The 13,816-nt window shown below is 45.9% G+C and carries 12 protein-coding genes, 2 tRNA genes and 1 riboswitch; of the genes, 2 read left to right on the top strand and 12 right to left on the bottom strand.

Going from position 1 to position 13,816, the window contains the following annotated elements:
- Positions 1-23: 23 nt before the first annotated feature.
- A complete protein-coding gene (gene tsrA / locus NB463_RS17135; RefSeq protein ID WP_005397034.1) occupies positions 24-308 on the bottom strand; it encodes an H-NS-like global regulator TsrA in 285 nt (94 codons plus the stop codon).
- 91 nt (positions 309-399) lie between these two features.
- Positions 400-1,560, bottom strand: a complete 1,161-nt coding sequence (locus NB463_RS17130; RefSeq protein ID WP_405054832.1) for a multidrug effflux MFS transporter — start codon at positions 1,558-1,560, stop codon at positions 400-402.
- Positions 1,561-1,700: 140 nt separating this feature from the next.
- Here NB463_RS17130 and NB463_RS17125 point away from each other — a divergent pair, with 140 nt between their 5' ends.
- Entirely contained in the window at positions 1,701-2,642 is a 942-nt protein-coding gene (locus tag NB463_RS17125) for a LysR family transcriptional regulator (RefSeq protein ID WP_006743068.1), read from the top strand.
- 202 nt (positions 2,643-2,844) lie between these two features.
- Entirely contained in the window at positions 2,845-4,635 is a 1,791-nt protein-coding gene (locus NB463_RS17120) for an aminopeptidase P family protein (protein ID WP_258431738.1), read from the top strand.
- A 121-nt stretch (positions 4,636-4,756) separates the two neighbouring features.
- Here the strand turns inward: NB463_RS17120 and thiH are convergent, their stop codons facing one another.
- From thiH to NB463_RS17070, 10 genes are all read right to left on the bottom strand, one after another.
- Positions 4,757-5,884, bottom strand: a complete 1,128-nt coding sequence (gene thiH, locus NB463_RS17115; RefSeq protein ID WP_211915713.1) for a 2-iminoacetate synthase ThiH — start codon at positions 5,882-5,884, stop codon at positions 4,757-4,759.
- Between the two features lie 34 nt (positions 5,885-5,918).
- Positions 5,919-6,686, bottom strand: coding sequence for a thiazole synthase (locus NB463_RS17110; protein WP_258431737.1), 768 nt, complete (start codon positions 6,684-6,686; stop codon positions 5,919-5,921).
- A 5-nt stretch (positions 6,687-6,691) separates the two neighbouring features.
- Positions 6,692-6,946 (bottom strand): sulfur carrier protein ThiS, encoded by a 255-nt coding sequence (thiS, locus tag NB463_RS17105; RefSeq protein WP_258431736.1) that lies wholly within the window; start codon positions 6,944-6,946, stop codon positions 6,692-6,694.
- 38 nt (positions 6,947-6,984) lie between these two features.
- The gene (locus tag NB463_RS17100; RefSeq protein WP_258431735.1) at positions 6,985-7,758 is read right to left on the bottom strand and encodes a HesA/MoeB/ThiF family protein; all 774 of its coding nucleotides are present in this window, start codon (positions 7,756-7,758) and stop codon (positions 6,985-6,987) included.
- Positions 7,745-9,160 carry a thiamine phosphate synthase gene (locus tag NB463_RS17095; protein ID WP_258431734.1) on the bottom strand — a complete coding sequence of 472 codons (1,416 nt, stop codon included), beginning with the start codon at positions 9,158-9,160 and terminating at the stop codon, positions 7,745-7,747. The genes NB463_RS17100 and NB463_RS17095 overlap by 14 nt, the downstream gene beginning before the upstream one ends.
- The gene (gene thiC, locus NB463_RS17090; protein ID WP_258431733.1) at positions 9,160-11,100 is read right to left on the bottom strand and encodes a phosphomethylpyrimidine synthase ThiC; all 1,941 of its coding nucleotides are present in this window, start codon (positions 11,098-11,100) and stop codon (positions 9,160-9,162) included. The genes NB463_RS17095 and thiC overlap by 1 nt, the downstream gene beginning before the upstream one ends.
- Before the next feature lie 164 nt (positions 11,101-11,264).
- Positions 11,265-11,363, bottom strand: a riboswitch (TPP riboswitch).
- A 60-nt stretch (positions 11,364-11,423) separates the two neighbouring features.
- A complete protein-coding gene (gene crcB / locus NB463_RS17085; RefSeq protein ID WP_005397071.1) occupies positions 11,424-11,807 on the bottom strand; it encodes a fluoride efflux transporter CrcB in 384 nt (127 codons plus the stop codon).
- Positions 11,808-11,931: 124 nt separating this feature from the next.
- Positions 11,932-13,314, bottom strand: coding sequence for a multicopper oxidase family protein (locus NB463_RS17080; RefSeq protein ID WP_258431732.1), 1,383 nt, complete (start codon positions 13,312-13,314; stop codon positions 11,932-11,934).
- 239 nt (positions 13,315-13,553) lie between these two features.
- A tRNA-Trp gene (locus NB463_RS17075) sits at positions 13,554-13,630 on the bottom strand.
- 61 nt (positions 13,631-13,691) lie between these two features.
- Positions 13,692-13,768: transfer RNA gene (locus NB463_RS17070), tRNA-Asp, on the bottom strand.
- Between the last annotated feature and the right edge of the window lie 48 nt (positions 13,769-13,816).

The following is a 13,816-nucleotide window of genomic DNA, read 5'->3' as shown; positions in this document are numbered from 1 at the left end:
ATCCCCGCAGTGGCGGGGACTTTTTATTGTTTATTTAAGTAAGCAAGAAGCTCATCAGCTGAGATGCCCTGTTGAGCAAGATCTTTTGCCAACAGCTCAACTTGTTCACCTTTGCGCGACTCAATCACTTGCTGGAATTGGTACACGATATCACGCAAAATTGGCAGAGGTACTTGTTTAGCCGCACTACGAATACGCTCGGAGCTTTGATTACCCAGCTCATTAAGCAACTTGCCAAACATCACCTTTTCTGGTGAATCTTCCATTTGCTCTAGAATACGAGCCATTTCATACGTGGTTAACGACATTACTTTTTGAGTTCCGTTATGGTGTCAGGAAAAGTCTGAACGACAAATATACACGCCTTACTTACATTGGAAAATACTAAATTACACTGATTTACGCTTTCGCAAGGCTTGAATGCCAGTTCTTACCTGCTTTTGTAAACAGAACCACCAACGCAGGCAATAGAACCCACATATGAATTGCGATCAGTGTTTGAGGTTCCAAAGATAAACGCTGCAACGTACCAACCAACAAACCAGAGCCACTCATTTGGAACAACCCAAGCAGTGCCGCAGCCGTACCCGCTTTGTCACCAAACGGTTCCAATGCTTTCCCTGCTGCTGCACCCAGAATGAATGCAAAACCCACTGACGATATGAAAATAGGTAGCATGAAAGAAAGCGCGGTATTCTGACCATTCATCACCAGCATAATCACACCTGCTAGGCCCAGAGTCGAGATCCCCGTAACCAAAGTGTTGTGCGTGCCAACGCGCTCCATAAACTTAGGCGCAAGCATACAAGCCGCAATATTGATCACTGCATTTACACCAAACCAGAAGGTGAACTCATTCATCGACAACCCCATCCCTGTCATCAATACCGATGGCGCCGAGGTGACATACGCGAGAATAACCGCCATTGCCATTAAACACAGTGAAGCATGGAAGACAAAAGATGGCGTACTAAGCACTGCCCAGTAACGGCTGAGCTTAAACACGGCTTGCTTTTCCGTTGATGGGTTAGTCTCTTTCATCATGAAAAACATCAATGAACCGGACACAACGGCAAAGCCAGCCATAAAGCTGAAGTTAGCTCGCCAATCAAATTGCTGAGTTAACCAGCTACCTAGAATTGGAGCTAAAGCCGGAATGAAACAAATCGCACCGTTAAGGTAGCTGATCATTTTGCCGCTTTTTTCCGGGCCAAAGATATCGCGAACTGTTGCAAAGGCTGCTACCGATGTCGCACACGCACCTAAGCCTTGTAGCAGTCGGGAAACCAACATCCATTCAATATTTTGAGCACTCCACGCCAATAAAGCGCTCATCGCATAGATAGTGATACCGCCCAATGCAACAGTTCGACGTCCGAGTTTATCTGCCAAAGGGCCAGCAAACAGTTGCCCGACCCCCATCGCAAATAAGAACCAAGTGATCGTGTCTTGTGCTAGCGCATTATCGACCTGAAAAGTGGAAGCAATAAGAGGTAAAGCAGGTAGATAAATATCAATCGCAAGAGGACTGAAAAGAACCAAAAGGGTCAATAACGCCATCTGTTTTTTACTATTAGAAAACTGGCTAGGCACACAACACTCCGAATTGGATAAAGAACTTTGGATAGAGCTTAATCATCTGATGATATGAATGGAAATGATGTATAATCATGAGCATTATTCCTTAGAGGAAATTCACCGTGAACGTCGAAAAACTGGCTCGTATCGATTTAAATCTATTGGTCTGTTTTAAAGTTTTGATAGAAGAGTTAAATGTCACCCGAGCCGCCCACCGACTGTGCTTAAGTCAATCCGCTGTGAGCAAATCACTGGCTAAACTGCGCATCCAATTTGATGATCCCCTGTTCACCCGAAACTCGCATGGATTGACGCCAACACCACGCGCTTTGTTTCTTAAGCCGAAACTGGATCTGTTGATAAACCAGTTAGAAGTACTGACTCAACCAGAAGAGTTCTCTCCACAAAGTAGCGAATACCGTTTTCAAATAGCAGCGGTTGAAAGTGTTTACCCTCTGATTCTACCCCATTTCTTACCGGCGATTTTTCAGCAAGCCCCTGGGGTGACGATCAGCACTCACCCTTGGTCCGATAATACTTTTAAAATGCTGCAACGTGGCGAGCTAGACTTAGGCTTAACTGGAAAAGACATCGATATTAATGATGCCAAGCTGACTCTGCTGCCACCCGATGACATATGCGAACTGGAAATTTATCGAGATCACCAGATGTGTATTATTCGCAAAAATCACCCAGCATTAAAACAGCCTTGGAACCTCGAAGCGTATCTCGCCCTGCGTCACGTACAAGTGCGTTGTGACGGCAACGACCGTTGGCTGTTAGATTATCGCCTTGCCGATATTGGAGCCGACCGCGATATTGCCGTCACCGTTCCGGACTTTAATAGTGCCGCAAGTTTATGTTCCTACACTGACTTTATTTTTACCGCTCCAAGCCATTTTGTGCAGCTCGCTGCTAAACAGCTTGATTTGGTCGTACTACCACTCCCGCTAGAATTTCCACCTATGGCATACACTTTATTCTGGCACCGAGACAGAGAAAACGACCCTGCATTGGGTTGGCTACGTACGATGATCACACAAAAAACCGATCACCTTAGATAAAAATACCGCTCTCAATTTGCGCTTAGCGGGTAAAATGAGTAGCTTAACTGTCGTAGTCCTTTTTGGCTCATCTATGGCCTAGTTGTACTCCGACTCAACCTAAGTCATTGCAAACTTGCGTTGATCATAAACTGCATGAAGCAGAAGGAAACAGCTCCCACACCTGAGCATGAAGGAGCGGTAATTTGAAGGAATAAAACAGATGCACAACGAAACTCTCAGCCGCGTGAATGCGATTCGCGAATGGCTTATACAACATAATATTAATGCCCTACTGGTTCCGCACGAGGACGAGTATTTGGGTGAATACGTCCCAGCGCACAACGAGCGCTTACATTGGTTAACAGGCTTTACTGGTTCTGCTGGTGCTGCGGTAATCACCAAAGACAAAGCCGCTATCTTTGTTGATGGCCGCTATACCGTTCAAGTCACCAAGCAAGTCCCTGGTGACCTATTTGAATATCGTCACCTTATTGAAGAACCAGCTTTAGATTGGGTTCTAGACAACCTGCCAACAAACGCATCTGTCGCAATTGATCCTCGTATGCACAGCTCAGCTTGGCTAGATATGGCACAAGCTAAACTGGCTGGAAAGCTTGAGCTAAATATTCTGACCAACAACCCAATTGATGAGTTGTGGCATGACCGCCCAGCGCCTGTTGTCTCTGACGTTCGCCTAATGCCAACAGAAGCCGTCGGTCAATCAAGTGAGAATAAGCGTCAAGAGATCGCACAACTGGTTAAAAAAGCAGGTGCAGATAGCGCTGTGATCACAGCATTAGATTCTATTTGTTGGCTGCTGAATGTACGTGGTTTGGATGTATCACGCCTACCAGTTCTGCTTTCTCACGCGATTCTGCACTCAGATTCAAGCGTGGAATACTTCCTCGATCCTGCTCGTCTACCTGCTGATTTTGACGCTCACGTAGGCACCGGTGTGACCGTTCACCACCCAGAAGCACTTCAATCTCGCCTTGAAGCCATGACAGGTAAAAAGGTATTAGTTGACCCTGCAATCAGTAACGCTTGGTTTAAGCTAGTACTACAAAACTCTGGTGCGTCCGTGATTGCAGCAGCAGACCCATGTCTGATGCCAAAAGCGGCGAAGAACTCGGTTGAAATTGCCGGTATGAAGGCGTGTCATATCCGCGATGGCGTGGCAATGAGCAAGTTCCTATGTTGGTTAGATGCGGAAGTTGCTGCTGGTAACCTGCATGACGAAGCGACATTAGCAGACAAACTGGAAGCATTTCGTAGCGAAGACCCTACGCTAATGGATCTCAGCTTCGATACCATTTCAGCGGCAGGCGGCAACGCGGCCATGTGTCACTACAATCACGAGAACCAACCTGAACCTGGTAAGTTAGAACTGAACACGCTTTACCTTGTGGACTCAGGCGGTCAGTATCTCGATGGCACTACCGATATCACGCGTACTATCGCGATTGGTCAACCTTCTGCAGAAATGAAGAAGCAATTTACGTTGGCGCTGAAAGGTCATATTGGCGTTGCTCGAGCTCGTTTCCCGAAAGGCACACGTGGTTATCAAATCGATACTCTAGCTCGTCAGCACCTATGGGCGGAAGGTTACGATTACGATCACGGCACTGGCCACGGTGTGGGCCACTTCCTAAGTGTGCATGAAGGTCCAGCGAGCATTTCGAAAAAGCAAATCGACGTGCCTCTAACAGAAGGTATGGTGCTATCCAACGAGCCAGGTTACTACCGTGCAGATGCGTTTGGTATCCGTATTGAAAACCTAGAGCTTGTTGTTGAAACCCCAACTAACGGTGACTTCCCTGTTCTGTCATTTGAGTCACTAACACGCTGCCCAATCGACAAACGCAACATCAATGTTGATATGTTAACTCGTCCAGAACTTGCTTGGCTGAATGATTACCACCAGAAAGTATGGGATGAGATCAGCCCACTTGTTGAAGGTGATGTGAAAGAGTGGCTTCGTCAAGCAACGCTACCAGTAGCACACAGCTAGAAGCTAGAAGCTAGAAGCTAGAAGCTAGAAAAAAGTAGAGGGTTGATGTTTTGCATCAACTCTCTACTTTTGCCTATGTTTCACGTGAAACATAACGATGACCAGTGGCTTTCTTTGCTACTTAACCAGAATACGCCGAGTGCCAATCTCGCCATACTGGGTCAAAGCCCTTGGCTCGAATCATATCTTCCACAGAACCAGCACTTCGTTCATCACTGATCTCAAACTGCTCGAGTTCAACATCATCCATCGCATACCCACCCGGCTGAGTTTTCGATGCTGCAGACATACTGGTGATACCTAACGGTAATGCATTATCTCTGAACTTCGGTGATTCACGAGTCGATAATGACAACTCAACTTCTGGATTCAACAAACGATAAGCGCAAATCAACTGAACAAGCTGCTTATCCGTCATGACTGATTTGGGCTGCTTTCCGTTTAAAGAACTGGCACCCTCACAAGGACGCAAACGTGGGAAAGAAATCGAGTAACGAGTCTGCCAATACGTGCGCTCAAGATAGTCCAAGTGCGCTGCCACATAAAAACAGTCGGTACGCCACTCTTCCAAGCCGATCAAAGCACCGATACCGATCTTATCGATGCCTGCTTTTGCAAGACGATCGGGTGTATCCAATCGGTATTCGAAATCCATTTTATTACCTCGTAAATGGTGCTCGGCGTAAGTCGAAGGATGATACGTTTCTTGATAGACCATCACCGCATCCAAACCCAATGTCTTGAGCTCTGCGTATTCGTCTTGATCTAGCGGTTGTACTTCCATAGCCAAATAGTTAAAGCGCTTCTTAATCATCGGCACCATTTCGCGAAAGTATTTCATGCCTACTTTGGTTTCGTGTTCGCCAGTCACCAGCAATACGCTATCAAACTTCATGCGTTTAATGGCTTCGACTTCTGCAGCCACTTCGTCCCTATTCAAAGTGCGACGCTTGATTCTGTTCTCCATCGAGAAGCCACAATAAGTACAAGCATTGGCGCACAAGTTAGAAAGGTACAATGGAATATAAAGCGACATGGTATTACCAAAACGCTTGCGAGTTGCCGAGTATGACAACTGCGCCATTTGCTCTAAATATCCTTCAGCCGCTGGTGAAATTAGCGCTTTAAAGTCTTCCAAATCACGCTTGGGTTTATTCAATGCTCGCTCAACATCTTGTGCCGTTTTCGCGTAGATCGACATCGAAATGTCATCCCAATTAAGCTGCTTAAATTGTTCAACGAAGCTCATGTTTTCCTCGCTTAATAGCTAAACCAATCTAGGACTAAAGCTCATCTAGGAATGACGTCAGTGGACTCGACGCAACCGCATGAGAAACCTTACCAGCAAGTCCGGCTTCATAAGCCATACGCCCCGACTCTACCGCCAACTTAAATGCTTTCGCCATCGCAACGGGATCGCTCGAAGCTGCAATCGCAGTATTGACGAGCACGGCATCCGCGCCCATTTCCATCGCTCGCGCGGCATGTGAAGGTGCGCCAATACCCGCATCGACAACGACAGGAACATTAGCTTGGTCGATAATGATCTCTAGGAAATCGTGAGAAACTATCCCTTTGTTAGAACCGATAGGCGCACCTAATGGCATGACCGCAGCACAGCCTACTTCTTCCAATCGTTTACATAAAACTGGGTCAGCATGACAGTAAGGAAGCACAATGAAACCTTCGCGAACCAATTGCTCTGCGGCTGCAAGTGTCTCAATTGGATCGGGCATCAAGTACTTCGGGTCTGGATGAATTTCCAGTTTTAGCCAGTTAGTCCCCAACGCTTCTCGCGCCAGTTGTGCAGCAAACACAGCATCTTTAGCATTCTTTGCACCTGAGGTGTTCGGTAGTAAGTTCACACCCGCTTGTACTAACGGCAGCAAAATATCGTCTTGTTGGTCGTTCACATCCACACGCTTCAACGCCATGGTTGCAAGTTGAGATCCCGACACTTGAATCGCTTCTGCCATTAGTCGGCTGTTGGCAAACTTCCCTGTTCCCATGAACAGTCTTGATTCGAATTGTTTATCACCAATTTTAAGCATCGACTTTAACCCCCTGCGATCGCTTGAAACAAAGAGATGCTATCTCCCTGTGAAAGAACTGTGCTAGCCCACTCACTGCGCGGCACAACATTGTTATTAATTGCAAAAACACAGCCCATTTCAGGCAGCGCAAATTGACTAATGATTTGCTGTAGATTCGACTGACTGGCAACTTGATGTGACTGATCATTGATGACAATAGTGATCACATCTAAGTCAGCAACGGTCATTTGTGTTGTTTGTTGTTCTGATAACGTCATTGCTTCCAACTCTCTTAATTCTGCCCATTACTCGTAAGCTAAATCTGAGCACACACTTGGCACTGTTTATCTTTACTTATCGCCATGGTTTGCCATTGCAGTTTCAACCCATCAAACAGGTGTAACTTGGCAGTCTCGACATGAAACTTTCCCGTCGCCAGTTTTTGAATTGCCGCTATCGCTTGGTAGTTACCAAGTGTGCCCACCACCGGACCGACGACACCGCTCTCACTGCATTTTTGACTTTGTGGTAATTCGTCGAACGGATACAAGCAGCGGTAACACGCTTTACTCTGCTCTTCTTGTTCACTTGGTGTTTGGTAATCAAAGACAGCGAATTGTCCTTGCCAACCAATTGCCGCTGCTGAAATGAGTGGCGTATTTTGCTCGAAGCAAACTTGGTTAATTAGCTGGCGCGTTGGCATGTTATCGGTGCAGTCGAGCACCACATCCGCTAGCATCACCTCAAGTTGCAGCTGTGCTTTGTCTAATCGCTTTTTGAGAGCACGAACTTGGACCATAGAATTAAGTTCAGTAAGTTGCTTTACAGTCGCTTTTGTTTTCTCAACTTGGAGGTCTTGTTCACGATAAATGATCTGGCGTTGTAGGTTACTGCTATCAACTTCATCATCATCAACCACAACCAATTTACCAACGCCCGCTGACGCCAAGTACAAACTCGCTGCACTCCCCAATCCACCACAACCGATGATCAGAACATGCGATTTGCTCAAACGTTCTTGCCCAATTTCGGCAATTTCAGGCAGAGCGACTTGGCGCTGATAGCGAAGGAACTGCTTATCCGTGAGCATGCTCGCCTCTCTTGGTATGCGCGAATTTACTATTCTGATCAGTAAACGTTAGCTGTCTTTCCTTCATCAGTTGTGCAAAGAACTCGATGACGGACGGAGGCGATTCCGCCAACGTAATAGCTCTCACAACTGCCAAACTAGAAACGCCCGTCTGCCAAACTTGCTCAGCATTAGATTGGTCAATGCCACCAATTGCGACCGTCGGAAAGCCGAGCACATTGCCACTCACAGTTTTGTCTTTCGAAGGACGGAAAGCCGACGCTGTGTTTCTATAAGGAATGCTATCAATCAGCTTTTGATACAGTGCCAAACGCACCAAACCTTGTGGTTTCGATGGCATCTGTTTAGTGGTGGTTGGGAAAATATGCCCTAGCGCTATGTAACTAGGATGAATTTGTACGATGCGCAGTAGCTCATAATAACCATGAGTAGAAAGACCAAGACGAATGCCAGCTTTAGTTAGCTGAGCCAAATTCGATTCTTCTATGTCTTCTTGTCCTAGGTGAACGCCATAAGCGCCATGCTTGATTGCCAACTGCCAATAGTCATTGATGAACACTTGTGCTTGATACTGACGACCTAGCTCAATTGCTCGAATGATCTGTTGTTCTAAATCGGCTTGTTGTGGGTTCTTGATTCGAAGTTGAATAGTGTTGATGCCCAGTGGCAGTAGACGCTCAATCCAAGCAACATCATCAACGACTGGATAGAGCCCTAGACTTTGCTTAGTTAGAGTTGGAAAGCTAACGCTCTCGCCTTGTGCAGACCAACCAACTTGAATACCTAGTCGGTTATCCTCCAGTACAGGTGTGGGGAAATTATCAAATTGATCAGCCCACTGAGTAGTTCGACCCTCGTCAAGGTTGTCATTAAGCAGTGTTTCACGTGAAACATTCGCTTGTTGAGTTAGCATTCCTCGAGCAAGTGTTAACGCATCTTCGATAGGAAAATCGAGTACTGTCAGCGTTACTATCCAAGCAAGGTGATGTTCGGGATCGAGCACTGCGTTGAATTTGGACTTAAAGGAAAGCGCTCTCACTTCGTTGTTAATTGGGTGACGCCAGATATCAAGTTGAAGCACTTTCTCCTTTTCATCGGATACCTGCGTATCAGCAATGCCAATATGAATCGCTTTCGACGGTTGCTTAGCGCACGCTTCTACCGATAAAGCAGAGCGGTAATAGAGCACAAATGAACTCTCATGCTCAGAGTCATAATCATCAAGGAGATCAGTCGTTATGTGTGTGGTCTGTTGGTCGCGAACGAGCTGAATAGATTGAGTTAGGCTCACACCCAACTCAATGTCTTCGATACTAAAACCCTGTTCTTTCGCCAACAACAAACATTGCTGAACTAAACCTGTCAGTTCAATCAATGATGACGGAATAAGGATTTTGCTCATTAGTCACTTACCTCGGCATGTGCTGCTGGGTGGTATAACTCAGAACCTGTATCTCTAAATTCTTGCGATTTCTGACGCATACCCTCAAGAGGGTCATCGAGCATTTTGATCGAGATAGCTTGGTCCGCAGCAACTTGCTCAGTGTCTTTCGCATACTCTCGAACCTCTTGCGAGATCTTCATGGAGCAGAACTTTGGTCCACACATCGAACAGAAGTGAGCAACTTTTCCAGACTCTTGAGGCAAGGTTTCGTCATGGAAAGCGCGCGCTGTATCAGGGTCGAGTGACAAGTTGAATTGGTCTTCCCAGCGGAACTCGAAGCGAGCTTTAGAAAGCGCGTTATCACGAACTTGATCACCAGGGTGCCCTTTCGCCAAGTCAGCTGCATGTGCTGCAAGCTTATAAGTAATCATGCCGACCTTAACGTCTTCTTTGTTTGGTAAGCCAAGGTGCTCTTTTGGTGTGACGTAACAAAGCATCGCACAGCCATACCAACCAATCATGGCAGCACCAATACCTGAAGTAATATGATCGTAACCCGGTGCAACATCTGTAGTCAGTGGACCAAGCGTATAGAATGGTGCTTCATGACAGTGCTCTAGCTGCTCTTCCATGTTCTCTTTGATCATATGCATTGGAACATGACCAGGACCTTCGATAATGACCTGTACGTCGTATTCCCACGCAACCTTGGTCAATTCGCCAAGAGTACGAAGCTCTGCAAATTGCGCTTCGTCGTTAGCATCGGCAACCGAACCAGGACGCAGACCATCACCCAGAGAAAGAGCCACATCATACTTAGCACAGATTTCACAGATCTCTCGGAAGTGGGTGTATAAGAAGCTTTCTTGGTGATGCGCTAAACACCATTTCGCGATGATAGAACCACCACGAGAGACGATGCCAGTAACACGCTTTGCAGTCATTGGCACATAGCGAAGTAGTAAACCGGCATGGATAGTGAAGTAATCAACGCCCTGTTCTGCTTGCTCAATCAGAGTATCGCGCATCACTTCCCAGTTAAGGTTTTCGGCAACTCCATTCACTTTCTCAAGCGCTTGATACATAGGTACAGTACCGATCGGAACCGGGCTGTTACGCAGAATCCACTCGCGAGTTTCGTGGATGTTACGTCCAGTAGAGAGATCCATAACGGTATCCCCACCCCAGCGTGTCGCCCAAACGAGCTTCTCAACTTCTTCCTCAATCGAAGACGTCACCGATGAGTTACCGATATTGGCGTTCACTTTGACCAAAAAGTTACGTCCAATGATCATTGGTTCGGATTCTGGGTGGTTGATATTGGAAGGGATAATCGCGCGACCTTCGGCAACTTCTTTGCGAACAAACTCGGCGGTAATGTCTTTTGGAAGATTCGCTCCAAAGCTTTGACCAGGATGCTGTTGATTCAGCACATCATCACGGTACTTGGCACGACCCATGTTTTCACGCAGCGCGATGAATTCCATTTCTGGGGTAATAATGCCTTTGCGAGCATAGTGCAGCTGAGTGACGCACTGCCCATCCTTAGCGCGTCGAATACGTGGCAGGTTACCGTAACGCAGGTCGTCTAACGTCTCATCCTCTAAACGTTCTTTAGTGTATACCGAGCTTACTTCATCAAGTAACTCTGTGTCACCGCGCTCTTCAATCCAGCTTTCTCTTAGCTTTGGTAAGCCGTTATAAAGGTCTATGGTGTGTTCTGGGTCTGTGTATACACCAGAGGTATCGTAAACGCGTACTGGCTCATTAGGCTCGAAGATTGGCGCTTCTTTTGTGCCACCAATCAGACTATCTGCTAGCGCTATTTCACGCATAGGTACACGAACATCTGGACGTGAACCTTCTACATATACTTTTGTGGAATTTGGGTACGGCTGTACCGAGAGTGTTTCAATGAACTGTTTTGCTTCCAGTCTCGCTTGTTTGCGACTCGACATAGCATTTTTCCTTGCTTTGTTATACTAGATAAAAAGTAATTGGATAAAAATGCTTGGCGGATAGATGCGACAAGAGGAGTCAAATTAAGGCTAAATAAAGCTTAAGTAATTTGCCTATAACAACATTCGACTATTTGATAGGTCAACCAGAAAGAACTCCGGTATAAATATCTTCTCTTGTTCCCTTCGCAGATTCTAATCTGATCAGGTTCAACGGATCCCGAATTAACGGTCTCAGCCTTATGGCACTCCGACAAGTGATATCAGTATATAAAAACGGCCTGGTTAAACCAAGCCGACCTGTTTAATTTTTAACTACTTTGCTAGCTGCGCATCAATAATTGGAAACCGATCCACGCAGCAGAGATGCTCAGCACCACATTTAATAAAATATTTAACCCCATCTTAAAAAATGCACCTTGCTGCATAAGTAAAACATTATCCATAGAAAAGGTGGAAAACGTCGTCAGTGCCCCTAAAAATCCCAAACCAATCACTTGTCGCCAAGGTTCTGTTGCCAACAGTTCATTGTCGAACGCAGCAATCAACAAGCCCATTATAAATGAACCAACCACATTAACGGTTAACGTACCGTATGGAAAACCACGCCCCAATAAAATGACACACAGTTCAGATATCAAGTAACGAGAACACGCACCAAAAGCACCACCTAGCGCAATAAAACCAAGAATGGAAAACTGCCCCATAATTCCCCCCAACACTATTGATGACGATATTGTAACCAAAACTAAAGCGATATTGATGGTGAAATTTTAGAATTCGACAACGTATTGCATTTAAAACACGCTGAGATTAAAAAAGTTACAGAAGTCACTTTACTTCAATATACCCCATCAAACCGGTTTTCATATGCTCAATAACATGGCAGTGATACATCCAACGTCCAGGGTTGTTAGCAACAAAGGCAGCTTTGGCACTGCCATTTTTTCCAAGTAAAACCGTATCGGTATGGAACGGTTCGTCAAGTTTCTTGCCATCTAACTCAAGAACAGTAAATGTATGCCCATGAAGATGAATAGGATGATGATATTGAGTAACGTTCTTCAAATTGAAGATATAGGTTTTTCCAAGTTCCAATTTTGAAAGTGGTGCTGGGATATTATCTTTACTCATTCCCTCCCAAGCTCGTTTGTTCATCAGCCAGAATTTAGGTATCGCTTTGCCCGATTTATCGGCAGGAGTGATCGCCCCCTCCCATTCAAACACATAATCGATTTGCTCCGCATTTTCCAAATCAAGATCAGGCACAGGGTTGAGAGGCAATAAAGGCAGTTTCTTGTTGCTTGGCAGGTCAGACTCAACAACTTCAAACTCACACAAAGATAATGGGAAGCGCCCTTTCATTTGACGCACATAAACACGCTCTCCAGCCTTCGGAGCAATCAATCCGATATCCAATCTCATTCCCGGACCAATTTTGTGTTGAGTGAGCCTATAAGGCGTTTTAACTGGATTGCCATCGATGGCAATAACCCAAGCCTCTGTGCCTTCAATCGCGATCGGATAGGTAATGGTGTTATCGACATTAGCAATTCTTAATCGCGTAGTCGCGTTCTGCTTCAGCGTATAAACAGGCTCATGAATACCATTGACGCTACTCCACTCTCCTGGCGTTCCCATACGTGCACTCAAGCGCGGCACCATTAGATTCTTCCACTGTCCTTGCTTGTCTAAATGCCAATGCTTGAGGACGACTTCATGCTCTTCATCAAACTGAACAGGCTCAGCCTCTTCAACAATTATTAGCCCAACCAACCCCATACCAAGCTGCTTAACGCTGTTCATGTGTGGGTGATACCAAAACGTACCTGCATCTGGCGGAATAAACTCATACGTAAAAGTCTCTCCGGGCATGATAGGAGCCTGGCTTAAAAACGGAACTCCATCCATTTCAATAGGAATCCTCAAGCCATGCCAATGAATCGTCGTCGGCTCTGATAGCTTATTGATGAAGTTGATTGTTACCTTTTCCCCTTGTCGGCAACGAATTATCGGTGCAGGTATACGCCCATTAAAAGCTAATACCTCAGTATTGAAACCGGGCACTAGTTCAGCCGTAGAAGGCTCTGCAGTTAGATCGTAAATGTAATGCCCGTTTTTATCTTGCTGCCGCGATAAAGTACAAGCTGGTAGAACAGCTAGAGTAGAAATAGCCAAAGAAGATTGAATAAAGCGACGACGAGAGATATCCATGAATAGTTACTCATTAATCCAGATGAGTCGAGTGTAACTAAATATAAGTAATGATTCTCATTTATTGCTAACATTTCGGATCTCTTGGTTATAACGACTAGTCTAATAGGTTGGTGAGTTAATAAATACTTACAAAGAGCAGCAGGCAGCAGAAAGGCATATAGGTGGGATGAGAGGACACATGCATAGTGGCAAGCAGATACAAAAAAGGCTCTGACCTAAGTCAGAGCCTTGATATATGGCAGGGGTGGAGAGATTCGAACTCCCAACACGCGGATTTGGAATCCGCTGCTCTGCCAATTGGAGCTACACCCCTGTAGAATGCTTATATTCTAGATTTGACAAAACCTCGCATGGGCGAGGTTGTCGATATTAAGTGGCGGAGTGGACGGGACTCGAACCCGCGACCCCCGGCGTGACAGGCCGGTATTCTAACCAACTGAACTACCACTCCGCAGTGGTATCACTCGCTTGTAATCAGCAAGTGTCCAAAATTTAAAGC

Origin of the sequence: Vibrio sp. RM-41-2B (assembly GCF_024744415.1) — a bacterium.
Taxonomy (GTDB): Bacteria; Pseudomonadota; Gammaproteobacteria; order Enterobacterales; family Vibrionaceae; genus Vibrio; species Vibrio diabolicus.
Note: the sequence above shows the minus strand (reverse complement) of the source record. Positions and strands in the feature narration are given on the sequence as shown.